Annotated in this window: 16 protein-coding genes and 1 other RNA gene; 7 read left to right on the top strand and 10 right to left on the bottom strand. The window is 70.4% G+C overall.

Going from position 1 to position 15,569, the window contains the following annotated elements; translation table 11 throughout:
* Positions 1 to 196 precede the first annotated feature (196 nt).
* The gene (locus FB561_RS21290; protein ID WP_145809261.1) at positions 197 to 823 is read left to right on the top strand and encodes a histone H1-like repetitive region-containing protein; all 627 of its coding nucleotides are present in this window, start codon (positions 197 to 199) and stop codon (positions 821 to 823) included.
* Positions 824 to 890: 67 nt separating this feature from the next.
* Here FB561_RS21290 and FB561_RS21285 read toward each other — a convergent pair whose 3' ends face one another.
* Positions 891 to 1,079, bottom strand: coding sequence for a hypothetical protein (locus tag FB561_RS21285; RefSeq protein ID WP_145809259.1), 189 nt, complete (start codon positions 1,077 to 1,079; stop codon positions 891 to 893).
* Between the two features lie 52 nt (positions 1,080 to 1,131).
* Between FB561_RS21285 and map the strand changes: the two genes are divergently transcribed.
* Positions 1,132 to 1,980, top strand: a complete 849-nt coding sequence (gene map, locus FB561_RS21280) for a type I methionyl aminopeptidase (protein WP_145809257.1) — start codon at positions 1,132 to 1,134, stop codon at positions 1,978 to 1,980.
* A 6-nt stretch (positions 1,981 to 1,986) separates the two neighbouring features.
* Here the strand turns inward: map and FB561_RS21275 are convergent, their stop codons facing one another.
* Both FB561_RS21275 and FB561_RS21270 read right to left on the bottom strand, forming a co-directional pair.
* Positions 1,987 to 3,486, bottom strand: coding sequence for a S10 family peptidase (locus FB561_RS21275; protein WP_202880690.1), 1,500 nt, complete (start codon positions 3,484 to 3,486; stop codon positions 1,987 to 1,989).
* Between the two features lie 49 nt (positions 3,487 to 3,535).
* Entirely contained in the window at positions 3,536 to 4,345 is an 810-nt protein-coding gene (locus FB561_RS21270; protein ID WP_202880689.1) for a maleylpyruvate isomerase N-terminal domain-containing protein, read from the bottom strand.
* A 61-nt stretch (positions 4,346 to 4,406) separates the two neighbouring features.
* Here FB561_RS21270 and FB561_RS21265 point away from each other — a divergent pair, with 61 nt between their 5' ends.
* Together FB561_RS21265 and rnpB are read left to right on the top strand one after the other, a co-directional pair.
* Entirely contained in the window at positions 4,407 to 4,775 is a 369-nt protein-coding gene (locus FB561_RS21265; protein ID WP_145809255.1) for a DUF952 domain-containing protein, read from the top strand.
* Positions 4,776 to 4,784: 9 nt separating this feature from the next.
* Positions 4,785 to 5,186: RNase P RNA component class A (gene rnpB / locus FB561_RS21260), an RNA gene on the top strand.
* Positions 5,187 to 5,188: 2 nt separating this feature from the next.
* Here the strand turns inward: rnpB and FB561_RS21255 are convergent.
* Positions 5,189 to 5,386: a DUF899 family protein gene (locus FB561_RS21255; RefSeq protein ID WP_145809253.1), complete on the bottom strand. Its 198-nt coding sequence runs from the start codon at positions 5,384 to 5,386 to the stop codon at positions 5,189 to 5,191.
* A 101-nt stretch (positions 5,387 to 5,487) separates the two neighbouring features.
* Here FB561_RS21255 and FB561_RS21250 point away from each other — a divergent pair, with 101 nt between their 5' ends.
* A complete protein-coding gene (locus tag FB561_RS21250; protein WP_145809251.1) occupies positions 5,488 to 6,633 on the top strand; it encodes an alpha/beta hydrolase family protein in 1,146 nt (381 codons plus the stop codon).
* On the opposite strand, the gene FB561_RS21245 is transcribed toward FB561_RS21250, so the two are convergent.
* Positions 6,630 to 7,145, bottom strand: coding sequence for a GNAT family N-acetyltransferase (locus FB561_RS21245; RefSeq protein WP_145809249.1), 516 nt, complete (start codon positions 7,143 to 7,145; stop codon positions 6,630 to 6,632). The two genes, FB561_RS21250 and FB561_RS21245, sit on opposite strands and share 4 nt — an antisense overlap.
* Before the next feature lie 55 nt (positions 7,146 to 7,200).
* Here FB561_RS21245 and FB561_RS21240 point away from each other — a divergent pair, with 55 nt between their 5' ends.
* On the top strand, positions 7,201 to 7,758 hold the full coding sequence (locus tag FB561_RS21240; RefSeq protein WP_170284732.1) for a TetR/AcrR family transcriptional regulator: 558 nt from the start codon (positions 7,201 to 7,203) through the stop codon (positions 7,756 to 7,758).
* Here FB561_RS21240 and FB561_RS21235 read toward each other — a convergent pair.
* The 5 genes from FB561_RS21235 to FB561_RS21215 form a co-directional block, all read right to left on the bottom strand.
* Positions 7,747 to 9,183, bottom strand: coding sequence for an RNB domain-containing ribonuclease (locus FB561_RS21235; RefSeq protein WP_145809245.1), 1,437 nt, complete (start codon positions 9,181 to 9,183; stop codon positions 7,747 to 7,749). The two genes, FB561_RS21240 and FB561_RS21235, sit on opposite strands and share 12 nt — an antisense overlap.
* Before the next feature lie 217 nt (positions 9,184 to 9,400).
* Positions 9,401 to 10,519, bottom strand: coding sequence for a bifunctional RNase H/acid phosphatase (locus FB561_RS21230; RefSeq protein WP_145809243.1), 1,119 nt, complete (start codon positions 10,517 to 10,519; stop codon positions 9,401 to 9,403).
* Positions 10,516 to 11,229, bottom strand: a complete 714-nt coding sequence (locus FB561_RS21225; protein WP_145809241.1) for a zinc ribbon domain-containing protein — start codon at positions 11,227 to 11,229, stop codon at positions 10,516 to 10,518. Before FB561_RS21225 ends, FB561_RS21230 begins: the two co-directional genes overlap by 4 nt.
* A 90-nt stretch (positions 11,230 to 11,319) precedes the next feature.
* Complete coding sequence (locus FB561_RS21220; protein ID WP_145809239.1) at positions 11,320 to 12,453, bottom strand: Nif3-like dinuclear metal center hexameric protein; 1,134 nt, start codon at positions 12,451 to 12,453, stop codon at positions 11,320 to 11,322.
* A gap of 122 nt (positions 12,454 to 12,575) precedes the next feature.
* Positions 12,576 to 14,231 carry a glycoside hydrolase family 13 protein gene (locus FB561_RS21215; protein ID WP_145809237.1) on the bottom strand — a complete coding sequence of 552 codons (1,656 nt, stop codon included), beginning with the start codon at positions 14,229 to 14,231 and terminating at the stop codon, positions 12,576 to 12,578.
* 131 nt (positions 14,232 to 14,362) lie between these two features.
* Here FB561_RS21215 and FB561_RS21210 point away from each other — a divergent pair, with 131 nt between their 5' ends.
* Entirely contained in the window at positions 14,363 to 15,565 is a 1,203-nt protein-coding gene (locus tag FB561_RS21210; protein ID WP_145809234.1) for an ROK family protein, read from the top strand.
* The last annotated feature ends 4 nt before the right edge of the window (positions 15,566 to 15,569 follow it).

Here is a 15,569-nt window from a genome sequence, read left to right as displayed (position 1 = left end):
TGCCGCCGGTCCGGCATGCTCGACGTGCACCGAAATCCCTTCTGCACAAGGATTTTCGGCATTACCGCCCGAATTGACGGCTCAGAGGCCTTGACCTGCTGGCGTTTCAGGTGCTTTACGTGGGCACCAACTGTTGTCATCATCATGACGACGAGGAATCCACCGTGGTTTTCCTCAGCCGCACCAAGGAGGCAGAGTGCCAGCCAAGAAGGCAGCCGCAGGGAAGGCGACAGCCAAAAAGGCTTCTCCCGCCAAGAAGACTGTCGCCAAGAAGTCCCCAGCCGCGAAGACGACCGCCGCGCGCAAGGTCACCGCTGCGAAGAAGACAGTGACGAAGAAGGTGAGTGCGGCGAAGAAGACGGTGGCCAAGAAGGCCCCCGCCAAGAAGGCGACCGCCACCAAGGCCGCGGCGAAGAAGACCACGGCGAAGAAGGCGACGACCGCCCGCAAGACGGTGGCCAAGAAGGCCCCCGCGAAGAAGACCGCGGCCAAGAAGACGACCGCCGCCAAGAAGGCGCCGGCGAAGAAGGCGACGACGGCGAAGAAGACCGTGGCCCGCAAGACCACCGCCGCGAAGAAGGCGCCGGCCAAGAAGGCCACCACGACCCGCAAGGTCGCGGCGAAGAAGGCGCCGGCCCGCAAGGTGGCCGCCAAGAAGGCGCCGGCCAAGACCGCGGCGAAGAAGACGGCGACGAAGCGCGTCGCCGCCAAGAAGGCGCCGGCGAAGACCGCGGCCAAGAAGGCCACCACGGCCCGCAAGACGGTCGCGAAGCGCGCCCCCGCGCGCAAGGCACCGGCGAAGCGCGTGGCCAAGAAAGCCTGACGCCAGTCACGTTCTGAGGGGCACTACCCGGCCCGGGTAGTGCCCCTCAGAACGTCTGGTGCGAAGCTCAGTCGTCGTCCCACTTCGGGTCGTTGTCCCAGGACTCGTTGCGTTCCTGCACCTTGTCCAGGGCGCGCGCCGCTTCCTCCGGGGAGTTGTACGGGCCGAGCCGGTCGGCCGACTTCGACCCCTGGTACGGCTCCACCTTGCCGGTCTTGACGTTGTAGTACCACTCGTTGCTGTGATCGTCGCTCATCGGGATGACCACCTCCTGGAGTCTTGTCACCGCTCACTAGAATGATCTCACCATGTCGCTTCTCACTCCCGGCCTCATCTCGCCGCGCCGTCCGGTACCCGCGTCCATTCCCCGACCGGAGTACGTCGACAAGCCCGCCCCCGCGCCGTACGACGGGTCGTACGTCACCGCGCCGGAGCTGATCGAGAAGATGCGGGTCGCGAGCAAGCTCGCCGCACAGGCCCTGCAGGCCGTCGGTGCGGCCGCCAAGCCGGGTGTCACCACCGACGAGCTGGACGCGGTCGGCCACGACTACCTGGTCGAGCGCGGCGCGTACCCGTCCACCCTCGGCTACCGCAGCTACCCGAAGTCGTTGTGCACGTCGGTCAACGAGGTGATCTGCCACGGCATCCCCGACGACCGCCCGCTCGAGGACGGCGACATCGTCAACGTCGACATCACCGCGTACCTCGACGGTGTGCACGGTGACACCAACGCGACGTTCCTGGTCGGCGACGTCGACGAGGAGAGCAGGCTGCTGGTCGAGCGCACCCAGGAGGCGCTGAACCGCGGCATCAAGGCGGTCAAGCCCGGCCGCCAGGTCAGCATCATCGGCCGGGTGATCGAGTCCTACGCCAAGCGCTTCGGGTACGGCGTGGTCCGCGACTTCACCGGGCACGGCATCGCCACCGCGTTCCACTCCGGCCTGATCATCCCGCACTACGACGACGAGCGGTTCGACGACGTGATCGAGCCGGGGATGACGTTCACGATCGAGCCGATGCTCACCCTGGGCAGCTACGACTACGACCTGTGGGACGACGGCTGGACCGCCACCACCAAGGACAAGTCGCGCACCGCCCAGTTCGAGCACACCCTGGTCGTCACCGACACCGGCGCCGAGGTCCTCACGCTGCCCTGATCGGGGTCAGCGGTTCGAGGCCGCGCGGACGAAGGCGGCGAGGTCCTCGGACTGTTGGACGCGGGTCGGTTCGTGGACGTACATCATGTGCCCGGCCGGGTAGTACCGGACCTCGATGTTGTCGCGCAGTTCGGCCGGCACCTGCAACCGGGCGAGCGTGTGCTCGGTGGCGAAGTACGGCGTCGCGCAGTCGTAGTGGCCGGACGAGACGTGCACCCTGAGGAACGGGTTCGCCCGCATCGCCTCGGCGAGTTTGTCGGCCACGGTGACCTGCTGGTTCTCGAACTCCTTGAACGACCAGTCCTTCGCGGCCTGGCTGCTCAGCACCTCGTACGGCACGTCGTTGAGGTACCCGAGCTCGGCGCGGACGTAGTGGTTCAGCGCAGCGGTGTACGGCCCGGTGATCGCGCGGAACGACGGGTCGTCGACGGACTGCTCGCCGGCCGAGTCCGCATCCCACCCGGTGAACCGTCCGTCGAGGCGCCCGACGACCTGACGCCGGGAGCGCAGCAACTCGGCGAAGAAGCGGGTGTGCTCGATCCGCAGGTTCACCCGGTCCAGGTAGTCCTCCGACAACCCGGTCAGCCCGGCCAGCCGGGTGATCACCTCGGCCCGGTAGTCGGCCGGCAGACGGTTGCCCTGGGCAAGCGCATTCGGGTACCGGCCGCCGGCGTACCGTTCCGCGTCGGCCAGCACGTCCGCGAGCTCCCGGTCCGGGATCAGCCCGTGGTAGTGCGCGACGGCCGCGTACGAGGGCAGGAAGAGCGCGTACGGCAGGTCGTTGCCCGGGGTGAAGTCGAGGGTGCCGAACTCCAGCACCGCGGAGATCAGCATCACCCCGTTGAGGTACATCCCGTGCCGGTCCTGCAGGTGCGCCGCGAGTCCGGCCGCACGGGTGGTCCCGTACGACTCGCCGGCCAGGAACTTCGGCGACATCCACCGGCCGTTGCGCGAGGTCCACAACCGGATCACCTCGCCGACCGACTCCAGGTCGCGGGTGAACCCGTGGTACTCGCCCGGTTTCTCCCCCTCGACGGCGCGCGAGTACCCGGTGGAGACCGGGTCGATGAAGACCAGGTCGCTGTGCTGCAGCAACGTCTCCGCGTTGTCGGCCAGCCCGTACGGCGGCGGCGCGAGCTCGCCCGCGTCGCCGGACACCACGCGCCGCGGTCCGAGCAGACCGAGGTGCAGCCAGATACTCGACGAACCAGGGCCGCCGTTGAACGCGAACGTCACCGGGCGCTGCGCCGCGTCCGCGCCATCGAGCGTGTACGCGGTGAGGAAGACCTCGGCCTTCGGGACGTGCCCGTCGAACTTCCCGTCGGTGAGCACCTCCTGCCGGAGCACGACGCGGCCGGTCGTCGCGGTGTACCGCAGCTTCTTCCGGCCGATGGTGAGGGTGTGCTGTGTCGTGGTCAGGTCGTCCGTGGGCTTCGTCTTCGCCGGCCCCGGCTCCGCCTTGGCCTCGTCCGGCGTACCCGTCGATCCCTGCTCAGCCGTCGTCATGCGCCGACCCTAGTCCAGCCGGTGATCCCGCCGCGTCCGCACCGCGAGGTCAGATTCGGAAGAACAGATTCAGGTACCGATCGGCGACGGCCCGGTCGCCGCGGATCGTGCCGGCGTTGCTGCGGCCGAACGCGGTCAGCACGAAGCTGCCCGGGTCGAACTCGAGCACGGACTCCAGGTCGTCCACCGAGCCGCTCGCGTAGTCCATCCCGTCCGGGCCGACCCGGACCCGGGTGTCGCCGGCGTTCGGGCCGCTGGTGATCCGGATCCCGAGCTCGCACGGTTCGAGGTTGCCGGTCGTGGCCTGCCACAGGACGAACATGAACGGCACCAGCAGGTCGGCCGCGTCCCCGGCCAGCCCGTGCGCGCGGCCGGTCCCCTGCCGGACGTCCCACGAGTGCACGCCGTAGTCCATCAACTGGAAGGCCGGGTAGAAGAAGGCCGGCAACGGGCCCATGTAGAAGTGCGCGACCGTCAGTCCGGCCCAGTCGTCCGGCCCGAGTGCGTCGAGGATCTCGGACATCCGGTCGAAGTCCTGGCGCAATCGCGCGACCAGTTCGGGCCGCGGTACGTCGCGCAGGGCGAGCGCCCGCTGGTCCACCCGCTCGGCCATCCCCGGCAACCCGTAGGCGGCCGGCAACTCGTGGCCCGACCGGGCCGCGTCGAACCCGATGAAGTACGCCTCGGTGGTGTCGACGAGATGGGCGACCACGTCCCGGACCTGCCAGTGCCCGGCCCCGGTCGGCGCCCGCCAGCTCGCGTCGTCGTCGACCAGCGCGAAGAACTGCTCGGCCTCGCTCCGGACCACTCGCAGCAGATTGTCCTTGCCGTCGAAGGACATGGCGTTCCACCCGCCCATGCTGTCAACGTACTCCGCAACCTGACGTCCGGCGAGGGTCCCAGGCGTTATGGTCGGGCGTATGGCGAGGATCTTGCACATCGCGTTCGTGGCCGAGTGGGAGGCGGCGAAGGCCGCGCGGGCCTATCGGATCTCCACCCGCGGGCAGTCGCTCGACGACGGGGCCCGGTTCATCCACGCGTCCCGGCCGGAGCAGGTCAGCCTGGTCGCGAACATCGCCTACGCCGACGTGACCGACCCGCTGTGCCTGTTGGTGATCGACACCGAGCGGCTCGTGTCCGCGGTCTGCGACGAGGACCTGGACGGGACCGGGACGACGTTCCCGCACATCTACGGCCCGCTGAACCCCGACGCCGTCGTCGACGTCCTGCCGTACGTCCGCGGTGCCGACGGTCGTTGGCCGGAGGTGGCCCCGCAGGCCGTATCCTGAGGGACGGAACGGGCCGGCCGGGCGACCGCGTCGTCCACCGCGAGGTGGGCGCCGAGGAAAGTCCGGACTCCGAAGGGCAGCGTGGTGGGTAACGCCCACCCGGGGCAACCCGCGGGACAGTGCCACAGAGAACAGACCGCCAGCGGCCTCGATGGACCCCGTGGTTCATCGAGGTGCGGGTAAGGGTGAAACGGTGGTGTAAGAGACCACCAGCTCCGCAGGTGACTGCGGAGGCTCGGTAAACCCCACGCGGAGCAAGGCCAAGAAGGGCGACGGGCAACCGCCGCCCGCGCGAGCGTTCGAGGGCTGCCCGCCCGAGCTCGCGGGTAGGCTGCTGGAGGTGACCGGCAACGGTCACCGTAGATGGATGGTCGCCTGAGACAGAATCCGGCTTACGGGCCGGCCCGTTCCACTCAGTGGCAGTGCGGCTCCCCCGCGCGCAGGGTGATGCCGGGGTCGCCCGCCTTGGCGCCGAGCCCGGTGCTGCGGCCGGCCGGCAGCTCCCACGCCTCCTGACGTCCGAACGCGGTCAGGTCGAGCACGTTCGGGACGAACCCCATCGAGTCGGTCCCCCGCCCGTACGTGGAGTACGTGTGGTCGACCCGCACCATCGGCAAGCGCCGCGTGGGCGTTTCGCCGATCTGTTCCGACGCGCCTTCGGACACACGCCGGGACACACGACCGGACGCCGTCCGGATGGCACGATCGAGGCATGAGGCTGCGACGAGTCCTGCGAAAGGTGGCCCTGCTGGTCCTGGTCGTGCTGTTCGCCGGCGCGGGGTACCTCGGCTGGGTGGGGATCCAACGCTCCCAACCGCTCGATCTCCCCGCGCCCACCGGTGCGTACGCGGTCGGCCGGACGACGTACGACTGGACCGACACCGCGCGCAAGGACCCGTTCTCCCCCGAGGCCGGGACGCCGCGGAAGCTGTCCGTCTGGATCTGGTACCCGGTCTCCCCCAGCACGACCGGGCCGCGGGTCCCGTACGCCCCGGGGCCGTGGGACGGGCTGCACCTGAAGGGACCGGCCGGCCTCCTGCAGGGTTCGTTCGACACGTTCCGGGACCGCGCGCTCGACGACGCCCCGGTCGCCCCGAGCCGGTTCCCGGTCGTCGTCCTCCAACCAGGGATGGGCTTCTCGGCACCGCAGTACGCCGCCCTCGCCGAGGACCTCGCCAGCCACGGGTACCTGGTCGCCGGCTTCACCCCGACCTACAGCGCGAACCTCACCGTGCTGGACGGCCAGACCGTCGGCAGTACCGAGCAGGCCAAGCCCGACGACCTGGACGAGCACGGGGACCGGATCGTCCAGGTGTGGGCCGCGGACGCCCGCTTCGTCGCGACCACGCTCGCCGCCCTCGACGAGGGACCGTTGGAGGGCCGGGTCAATCCGGCCACCAAGGTCAGCTACGTCGGGCACTCGTTCGGCGGCGCGGCCTCGTTGGAGGCGTGCCGGCTGGATCCACGTTGCGGTGCCGCGATCGACCTGGACGGCACCCAGTACGGCGAGGTGGTGAAGACCGGGCTGAAGGCCCCGTTCCTGCTCGTCGGCTCCGAGGACTCGTGTATCACCGGCAGCTGCGGACAGCAGGCGAAGGACGACACCGCCGACCTCGAACGCGCCCGCTCGTTGATCAAGGCAAGCACCGCGGCGAAGTGGTGCGCCACCGTCGACGGCGCCCGGCACTTCAACTTCACCGACTACGGCGCGTACTACCTGGCCTGGCCGTTGCGGGCGGCCCTTCCGCTCGGTGACATCGACCCCGAGCGCGCCCTGACGATCCAGAACGGGTACGCCGTCACCTTCCTCGATCACGCGATCCGCGGTACCGCGGCTCCGGGCGCGCCGACCTGTTAGCTCAGATCCAGCTCGTAGGTCTGGCTCAGCAGGTCGTTGCCGAAGAGGTCGTGCGGCTCGGAGCCGGTCAGGCGGAAGCCGCGGGCCAGGTAGATGTGCCGGGCCGCGACCAGCGGGTCGTTGGTCCACAACACCATCCGCTTGTACCCCGCCGACCGGGCGAACTCCAGGCAGGTGTCGACGAGCCGCCCACCGAGGCCCTGCCCACGGCCGGACGGCGCCAACAGCAACAACCTGAGCTTCGCGGTCGCCTCGTCGTCACCGCGGACGCAGAAGACACACCCGACCCGCTCGCCGTCGACGGTCGCGATCCACGCCGCCTCCCGACCCAAGTCCTGATCGGCGTTCTGATCCGCGTTCTGATCGGCCGCGAAGTCCGCGACGATCCGCGCCACCAGGGTCTCGAACGCCGGCCCCCAGCCGTACTCCGCGGCGTAGATCTCGCCGTGTGCCTGGACCACCCAGCCCAGATCGCCGGGCTCGCCCAGCCGCCGGACCACCGCTTCGGACATCCGCACCACCCACTCTACTGACACGACTGTTTCAGTGAGCGATACTAGCCGGGTGGTGACGACGAATCCAGCCCCCTCGGCCCGTGAGCGCGAACTCCTCGAGCTCGCCTACGAGTACGCGCTGACGCACGGGCTGGCCGAGTTGTCGTTGCGCCCGCTGGCGGCCGCGATCGGCTCGAGTCCACGGGTGCTGCTGTTCCTCTTCGGCAGCAAGGACGGCCTGATCCGGGCGTTGCTGGCCCGCGCCCGGACCGATGAGCTGGCCCTGCTCCAGCAGCTCCGGTACGACGACAAGCCCGGCCTCGACGTGGTCGCCCGCGAACTGTGGACCTGGCTCGCCGCCCCCGAACGACGCTCCCTGATGAACCTCTGGGTCGAGGCGTACGGCCGCTCGCTGGTCTCCCCCGACGGCCCGTGGGGCGACTACGCCCGCTCCACCGTCGACGACTGGCTCGAACTGCTCCAGACAAGCCAGCCCGACGGCCACACCGCCAAAGCCCGGGCACGCCGAACCGCGGTCCTGGCCCTGCTCCGTGGCGCCCTGCTCGACCTGCTCGCCACCGGCGACCTGGACCGCACCACGAAGGCGGTCCGGCAGGCGTTATCCGACTAGCTCGAACGCGATCGTGCGCTTGGCGATGTCGGCTTCGGTGAGCTTCACGCGGGCCTGCTGTCCCAGCGGCAGCGGGCTGGTCCCGGTGACGCGGCCTTCGATCGCGAGGGTCGACAACGCGACCACGCCACGGGTCTCCTCGCGTTCGTCGACGTCGGTGATGACGCCGTCGAACGTCGCGCCGACGTGTTCGGCGACCAGGCCGGCCTCGACCATCGAGACGATCGACCGTTCGTACGCGTGCGCCTTGCGGTCCGCCTCGTCCATGATCTTCGGGATGTCGTCGAGCGACTCGCGGATCCACTCCGGCACCTCGGCGCCCGCGGACAACGCGACACAGATCTCGCTGGTCCAGCGATCCACCAGACGCCGCAACGGAGCGGTGACGTGCGCGTACTCCGCCTTCATCGCCGCGTGCTGCGGGTGCTCCGGCACACCACCCGCGAACGACGTGTACCCGGCGCCGCGGAACAACACCGTGCACGCCGCCAGCATCGCCGCGTGCGCCGGGACCTTCGGGTCGAGCCCGTGGATGAACTGCGCGTACGAGGTCTCGGCGGACCAGGAGATGCCGAGCGCCTTCGCGGTGTTCTCCAGCTTGCGGCGCAGGTCGTCGGGTGACTCGGGCAACGTTCGCAGGATGCCGATCTCGCCCTGCATCATCAGGTGCGCGGCCGCCATCCCGGTGAGCAACGAGATCTGCGCGTTCCAGCCCTCGACCGGCAGCGGGGCGCGGAACTCCAGGGTCCACTCGCCGTCCGACGCGACCACTTCCTGGTCCGGGATCGGCAGGTTGACGCCGCCGCGGTCCAGCTCGCGCTGCTCGCGGAGCTTGCCGACCTCGCGGAGCAGCTGCAGCGATTCGGAGGCGGTCCCCGCGTCGAGCTCCTCTTGCACGCCCGCGTAGTTGAGCTTGGCCCGCGACTTCACCAGGGCACGCTGGCAGAGCACGTCGGTACCCTCGCCGGTCGCGTCCACCGTGATCGTCCACAGCACCGCGGGACGTACCTCGCCGGCGAGCAACGACGCGGCGCCCTCGGACAACTCGGGCGGGTGCAACGGAGTCCGCTTGTCCGGTGCGTACAAGGTCTCGCCGCGCTTGCGGGCCTCGACGTCGATCGGGTCGCCCGGCTGGACGAACGCGCCGACGTCCGCGATCGCGTAGTACACCGTGAAGCCGTCGCCGGCCCGCTCGATGAAGACGGCCTGGTCGAGGTCCATCGAGTCGGGTGGATCGATCGTGACGAACTCGAGGTCGGTCCGGTCCAGCTCCGGCAACCGCGGCTGCGCCGCCACCTCGAGCGCGGCCGCGACCACCTCGGCCGGGAACTCCGCCGGCACCTCGAGCTCGGTCCGGATGTCCTGCAACGACGCCCGGAAAACCTCAGGAACGTCCTCGGCGAAGTGCACTCTCTGCAACGGCACCCGATCACTCCGTCCTGTCCACCCGTACCTCGATGTACGGGTGGGGTCAGACTAGGCCCTGTCCGGTCATCCGGTGCAGTAGCGAGCAGGTGCTCGGTGCGGTGGCTCGGCGCGCTGGAGGGAAGGCCTCGATGCTGGTGCATCGTGGCCTTTGCTCCAGTGCGGCGAGGTGCCGTGCCGAGTGCCGCGCAGCACGCACGGGATGACCGGACAGGGCCTACAGGCCAGGTTGGAGGTTGAAGGACCTGAGGGACGCGAGGCCGTCGGCGTACCAGTGGATCTCGGTGAGGGTCGCCGGGCGCAGCTCCATCCGGAACATCGAGGACATCGGCGCCTGCAGGACCCCGCGGACCATCAGCTTGATCGGCGTCACGTGGGTGACCACGACGACCGTCTTGCCGGGGTACGACGCGAGCAACCCGTCGCGCGCCGAGCGGGCCCGCCGGGCGCAACTGTCGAACGACTCACCGCCGGGCGGCGCGACCGTGGTCGACTCGAGCCAGTCCTTGAGTGCCTCCGGCCACTTCTCCTGCACCTCGGCGAAGGTGTGCCCGTCCCAGTCGCCGAACGAGCACTCGACCCAGCCGTCCCGCACGTCGACCTCGAGCCCGAGCCTGTCGGCCACCACCGCGGCCGTCTGCCGGGTCCGCCGCATCGGCGACGTCACGACCGCGTCGACCCCACCGAGCCGGTCCAGGTACTCCGCGGCCGCCCGCGCCTGCGCCTCGCCGGTCTCGCTCAGCCCCGGGTCGTCCCCGCCCGAACCGGAGAACCGCTTGTCCACCGTGTGCGGGGTCTCGCCGTGCCGCAGGAAGAGCAGCCGCGTCGGCGGTTCGGCCGGCGCACCCCAACCACGCAAGGCCTTCTGCAGGTCCGACGGCTCCGTGGCGACCGGGGCCGCCGAGCTCTCGGCCGGCTTCAGCGGTACCGGCTTGCCGTCGAGCGCCATGTTCGCGAGCGCGTCGGCGGCCGCGTTCTTGGCCCGCGGCACCCACGTCCACTCGGTACCGAACGGAGCCAGGCCCTGCGCCTTGATCGCGAGCGGCTTGAGGTCCGGGTGCTTGACCTTCCACCGGCCGGCCATCTGCTCGACGACCAGCTTGGAGTCCATCCGGACCTCGATGGACGCGTTCGGCGCGTACTCCGCGGCCAGCTCGAGCCCGGCGATCAGACCGCTGTACTCGGCCACGTTGTTCGTCGCGACACCGATCGTCACCCCGGCCTGCGCGATGACCGCGCCGGTGGCCGGGTCCCGCACCAGCGCACCGTACGCCGCGGGGCCCGGGTTGCCCCGGGAGCCACCGTCGGCCTCGACGATGACGTGGTCCGGGCTCATACGCCGCTCTCCGAAGTCCGGACGAGGATCCGCCCGCACTCCTCACACCGCAGCACCACGTCCGGCGCGGCCGCGCGGATCCGGTTCAGGTCGGACGGGGCGAGCTCCATCCGGCAGCCCATGCACCGCTTGCCGACCAGCGGCGCGGCACCGATCCCGCCGTTGCGCTCACGCAGCCGCTGGTACTGCGTGACCAGGTCGTCCGGCAGCTCGGCGGCGACGGTGGCGCGCTGGTCGCCGACGGTGGCGCGCTGCTCGTCGAGGTCCTTGGTGGCGGCGTCCCGGCTGGTCTCCAGCTCGGCCTGCCGACCCGCGAACGCCTCGGCCCGGGTACGCAGCTCGGCCTGGGTCGCCTCGGCGGCCTCCAGCTTCTCCATCACCTCGAGCTCGGCGTCCTCCAGATCGGCGATCCGCCGGTCCAGCGAACCGATCTCGTGCTGCAGTCCCTCCAGGTCCTTCGGCGACGTGACCTGGCCGGAGTCGAGGCGCTGCTGGTTGCGCGCCTTCCGCTGCCGGACCTGCTCGACGTCGCTGTCGGCCTTCTTCTGTTCGCGTTGCAGGTCGGACACCTCGGTGTCGGCGGTGACCAGCTCGCGGTCGACCACCGACTTCTCGGCGGCCAGTGCGGTGAGCGCCTGGTGCTCGGGCAGCGACTTGCGCTTGTGGGCGACCTGATCCAGCTGCAGGTCGAGATCCTGCAGGTCCAGCAACCGGCGTTGGACAGCGGGCTCGGCGTTCAGGGTCGGCTCCTTCGCTACGGCGCGTTCAGTTGTTCAGCTGCTGCCGACGCGGTCCCGGGGTCAGAGCCGCAGGGTCCAGGCGTCCGTGCAGAGCGTCGAGATGTGAGTGTCCACGGTACTGCCCTGCTCTGCCAACCCCGCGACCAGGAGGCGTTCGGCGTCCCGCAACCACGGCCACTCGCTGGCCCAGTGCGCGACGTCGACCAGCGCGGGTCCCTCGGCGTACGCGCGGGCCTCGGTCGCCGGGTGGTGCCGCAGGTCGGCCGTCACGTACGCGTCCACGCCGGCCGCCCGGACCCGGTCGAACTCCGAGTCCCCTGCTCCCCCGACCACGGCGACCGACTCGATCAGCCGCTCCGGATCACCCGAGACGCGCACCCCGTGCTCGGTCCGCGGCAGACCGTCCTGGACGATCCGCGCGAACTCGGCCAACGGAACCGGCCGCGGGAGTACGCCGATCCGGCCACCGCCGCGCACGCTCGGCAACGACGCCATCTCGTACACGTCGAAGGCCGGTTCCTCGTAGGAGTGCGCGGCCCGCATCGCCGCGACGACCGCGCGCCGGCGGGACCGCGGCAGCACCATCTCGACCCGCGACTCGGGCACGACCTCGATACCGCCGACCTCGCCGATGGTCGGGTTCGCGCCCGCCAACGGCCGGAAGGTTCCCTCGCCGGTGGTGGACCAGGCGGCCCGGTCGTAGTCGCCGATCCGGCCGGCGCCGGCGGCCGCGAGCGCGTCGATCATCGCCTGCGTCTCGGCGACGGGGACGTACACGACGAGCTTGTCCATCGCCTCGGCCGGCATCGCCTTCAACGGGCGCGTCCCGGTCAGGCCGAGCGCGGCCGCCAACGCGTCGCTCACACCCGGGTTCGCGTTGTCCGCGTTGGTGTGGCAGACGTGCAGGGCGACGCCGTTCCGGATCAGGTCGTGCACGACCCGGCCCTTCGGCGTGGTGGCGGCGACACTGTTCACGCCACGCAGGAGCAGGGGGTGGTGACTGACGATCAGGTCGAACTTCCCCTCGATCGCCTCGTCCACCACCGCGCGCATCGGGTCGACGGCGAAGAGGATCCGCCGCACCGGCTGACCAGGATCCCCGCTGACCAGGCCGACGGCATCCCAACTCTCGGCCCAGGCCGGGTCGTACAACGCGTCTAGTACCCGAACGACATCCCCAAGCGAAGCAGTCACCCGCCCATCCTGCCGCACCGGGCGGACGGGCGGGTGGCCGGAGTGAAACCCCCGCGGACGCGTGACCGGGCTGAGGGGAGGTACCCGGTCGCGCGTCCGCAGTCTTTACTGAGCCGGTCGGCTCAGATCAGCCAGGCGGTCGTGTCGGTCGGCAGCTTCGCGCCTTCGAGCGGACCGCTCGACAGCACGACCACCGCACCCTCGGGCAGCTCCACCGGGGCCGCGCCGAAGTTCGTCACCGACTGCCAGCCGCCGGGCCGCTTGAAGTGGAGCAGCCAGTCGACACCGTCCACCCACTCCAGCCCTTCACCGGTCTGCAGGCCACGACGGACCGCGAGCGCCTTGCGGTACAGGCTCAGCGTCGAGTCCGGGTCGCCGACCTGCGCCTCCACGGAGTACCCGCCGAACCAGGTCGGCTGCAGCAGGTGCGACCCGCCGGTGCCGAAGCCGAACGACAGCCCGCCGACCGTCCACGGCAGCGGCACGCGGCAGCCGTCCCGGCCCTTCTCGGCACCCTTCGAGCGGAAGTACGCCGGGTCCTGCAGGTTCGCGGCCGGCAGCTCGCCGACCTCCTGCAGCCCGAGCTCCTCGCCCTGGTACAGGTACGCCGAGCCCGGCAGCGCCAGCATCAGCAGCACCGCCGCACGAGCCCGGCGCAGCCCCTGCTCGACGTCGACCGTCGGCTCGGTGCCGTTGCTGAGCAGCCACGCCTTGCCGTCCTGCCAGCGCCCGTTCGGGTCCTTCGGCAGCCCGTACCGGGTCGCGTGCCGAACCACGTCGTGGTTGGAGAACACCCAGGTCGAGGACGAGCCGTTCTGCTCGACCAGCGCGAGGTTCTCCTTGATCACCTGGACGAACCGGTCGTAGTCCCAGTCCGCCTGCAGCAGGTCGAAGTTGAACGCCTGCCCCAGCCCCTGGGCACTTGCGTACCGCGCGCGGCGGGCGGCCGGTACGAACGCCTCGGCGACCGCGGACCGCGGCGGGTCGTAGTCGTTCAGGACCTCGCGCCACTCCTGGTAGATCTCGTGCACCTCGTCGCGGTCCCACAGCGGGTGGATGCCGTTCGACTCCGACTGCCGCGGCAGCGTGGTCTTCGACGGCAGCGGCTCGGTCAGGTCCTTGACCAGCGCGTGCGCCACGTCGACCCGGAAGCCGTCCACGCCACGGTCGGACCAGAACCGCAGCGTCTTCAGGAAGTCGTCGCGGACCTCCCGGTTGTCCCAGTTCAGGTCCGGCTGCTCGGCCGCGAACAGGTGCAGGTAGTACTGGCCGTCCTCGATCCGGGTCCACGCGGAGCCGCCGAAGACCGAGTCCCAGTCCGACGGCGGCTCGTCGCCGGCACCCTCGCGGAAGATGTACCGGTCCCGGGCCGCCGAGCCCTTCGCGGCCTTGAGCGCCTCCTGGAACCAGACGTGCCGGTCGGAGGAGTGGTTCGGCACGATGTCGACGATCAGCTTGATCCCGGCGCCGTGCAGCGCGCCGACCAGTTGGTCGAAGTCGGCCAGGGTGCCGAGCCGCGGGTCCACGTCGCGATAGTCGTCCACGTCGTACCCGCCGTCGGCCAGCGCGGACGGGTAGAACGGGCTCAGCCAGACCGCGTCGATGCCGAGCTCGACCAGGTACGGGACCCGGCTGATGATGCCCTGCAGGTCGCCGACGCCGTCGCCGTTGGAGTCGGCGAAGCTGCGCGGGTAGATCTGGTAGACGACGGCCTGGCGCCACCAGTCCGGGTCGGAGGGGCTCACTGCGCGGGACGCCTGGAGGTCGGTGCTGGTCAAGGGGGCCTCACTCAGGATCGGCGGTGGTGTTGCCTGGAGGTGACGGCGACATTGCCGCGAAATTTATATAGACTCTATATTTAGATTCTGCAGTATTGTGCGCGGGGTTCTGCGAGGAGGTCAAGAGGGTTATGCCGAAGACTTCGGCGGCCACGCCGCCCCTGTTGCGCCGGGTCAATGCCGGCAAGCTACTCGGCGTGCTCTCGACCGCGGGGGTGATGACCGGAACAGGCCTGATCGAGGCCACCGGACTGACCCGCGCGACCGTGCACGCGGTCTGCAACGACCTGATCGAGATGGGCTGGGTGGTCGAGCTCGACCCCGGCCGCGACGACACCACCGTCGGCCGGCCGTCCCGCCGGTTCGAGTTCAACAGCCAGGCCGGGTACGTGCTGGGCATCGACGTCGGCGCGAGCAAGACCATCGTGGTCGCGGCGAACCTGCGCGGCGAGACGCTGGCCCGGGCCGGCCGCTCGTTCACCGGCCAGGAGACCCCGCAGCAGCGGACCGACCTGGTCGACCAGGCGGTGGCCGAGGCGGTCGCGGAGGCCGGGGTGACCGACTCCGACGTGATCGCGGCCGGGGTCGGCGTCGCGGCCCCGGTGGACCGGACCGGCAACATCCTGGCCGACGACGAGTTCTGGCGCCGGTTCGACACCGGGCTGACCGCGCGGCTGTCCCAGCAGCACGGCTGGCCGGCCTTGTTGGAGAACGACGCGAACCTGGCCGTCCTCGGCGAGCACTGGCGCGGGGTCGGGCGCGACGTCGACGACCTGGTCGTACTACTCGCGGGCGAACGCTTCGGTGCGGGCCTGATGGATTCCGGCCGGCTCCTGCACGGCAGCCGCGGCGGTGCCGGCGAGATGGTGTACCTCAAGCTGGTCGAAGGCGTCGGCGACACCCACGGCATCGCCCGCACCGCCCGCGAGCTCGGCACCGCCGCCCTGGCCGATCCGGCCATCGACACGATCCTGCGCGACCTGGCCGGGCCTGATCCGGTCACCGCCGAGCTGGTCTTCGCGGCCGCCGCCAAGGGCGATCTCATTGCCCAAGGCATCCTTGCCGAGGTGGCCGCGCGGACCGCCCGCGTGGTCGCCACCCTCGCGATCCTCTTCAACCCCGAGCTGATTATCCTCGGCGGCGCCGTCGCGGAGGCGGCCCGCGCCCTGCTCCCCGCCGTCGAGGAGCAACTGGCCACCTTCACCACGACCCCACCCCGCGTCGCGGCCTCTCCCCTGGGCGACACCATCGTCTCGGTCGGCGCCGTACGGCACGCCCTCAACTACGTGGAACAGAACGCCCTGGACCTCACCCTGACCGCCCGCCGCTTCTGACCAC

Origin of the sequence: Kribbella amoyensis, assembly GCF_007828865.1 — a bacterium.
GTDB lineage: Bacteria > Actinomycetota > Actinomycetes > Propionibacteriales > Kribbellaceae > Kribbella > Kribbella amoyensis.
The sequence above is the reverse complement of the archived record's forward strand: the minus strand, read 5'-3'. Positions and strand labels throughout refer to the sequence as shown.

Bases quoted from the DNA above. Each gene is read 5' to 3' on its own strand.
- FB561_RS21285 (WP_145809259.1), bottom strand. From the start codon at position 1,079: ATGAGCGACGATCACAGCAACGAGTGGTACTACAACGTCAAGACCGGC.
- map (WP_145809257.1), top strand. From the start codon at position 1,132: ATGTCGCTTCTCACTCCCGGCCTCATCTCGCCGCGCCGTCCGGTACCC.
- FB561_RS21275 (WP_202880690.1), bottom strand. From the start codon at position 3,486: ATGACGACGGCTGAGCAGGGATCGACGGGTACGCCGGACGAGGCCAAG.
- FB561_RS21270 (WP_202880689.1), bottom strand. From the start codon at position 4,345: ATGGGCGGGTGGAACGCCATGTCCTTCGACGGCAAGGACAATCTGCTG.
- FB561_RS21265 (WP_145809255.1), top strand. From the start codon at position 4,407: ATGGCGAGGATCTTGCACATCGCGTTCGTGGCCGAGTGGGAGGCGGCG.
- FB561_RS21255 (WP_145809253.1), bottom strand. From the start codon at position 5,386: ATGGTGCGGGTCGACCACACGTACTCCACGTACGGGCGGGGGACCGAC.
- FB561_RS21250 (WP_145809251.1), top strand. From the start codon at position 5,488: ATGAGGCTGCGACGAGTCCTGCGAAAGGTGGCCCTGCTGGTCCTGGTC.
- FB561_RS21245 (WP_145809249.1), bottom strand. From the start codon at position 7,145: ATGTCCGAAGCGGTGGTCCGGCGGCTGGGCGAGCCCGGCGATCTGGGC.
- FB561_RS21230 (WP_145809243.1), bottom strand. From the start codon at position 10,519: ATGAGCCCGGACCACGTCATCGTCGAGGCCGACGGTGGCTCCCGGGGC.
- FB561_RS21210 (WP_145809234.1), top strand. From the start codon at position 14,363: ATGCCGAAGACTTCGGCGGCCACGCCGCCCCTGTTGCGCCGGGTCAAT.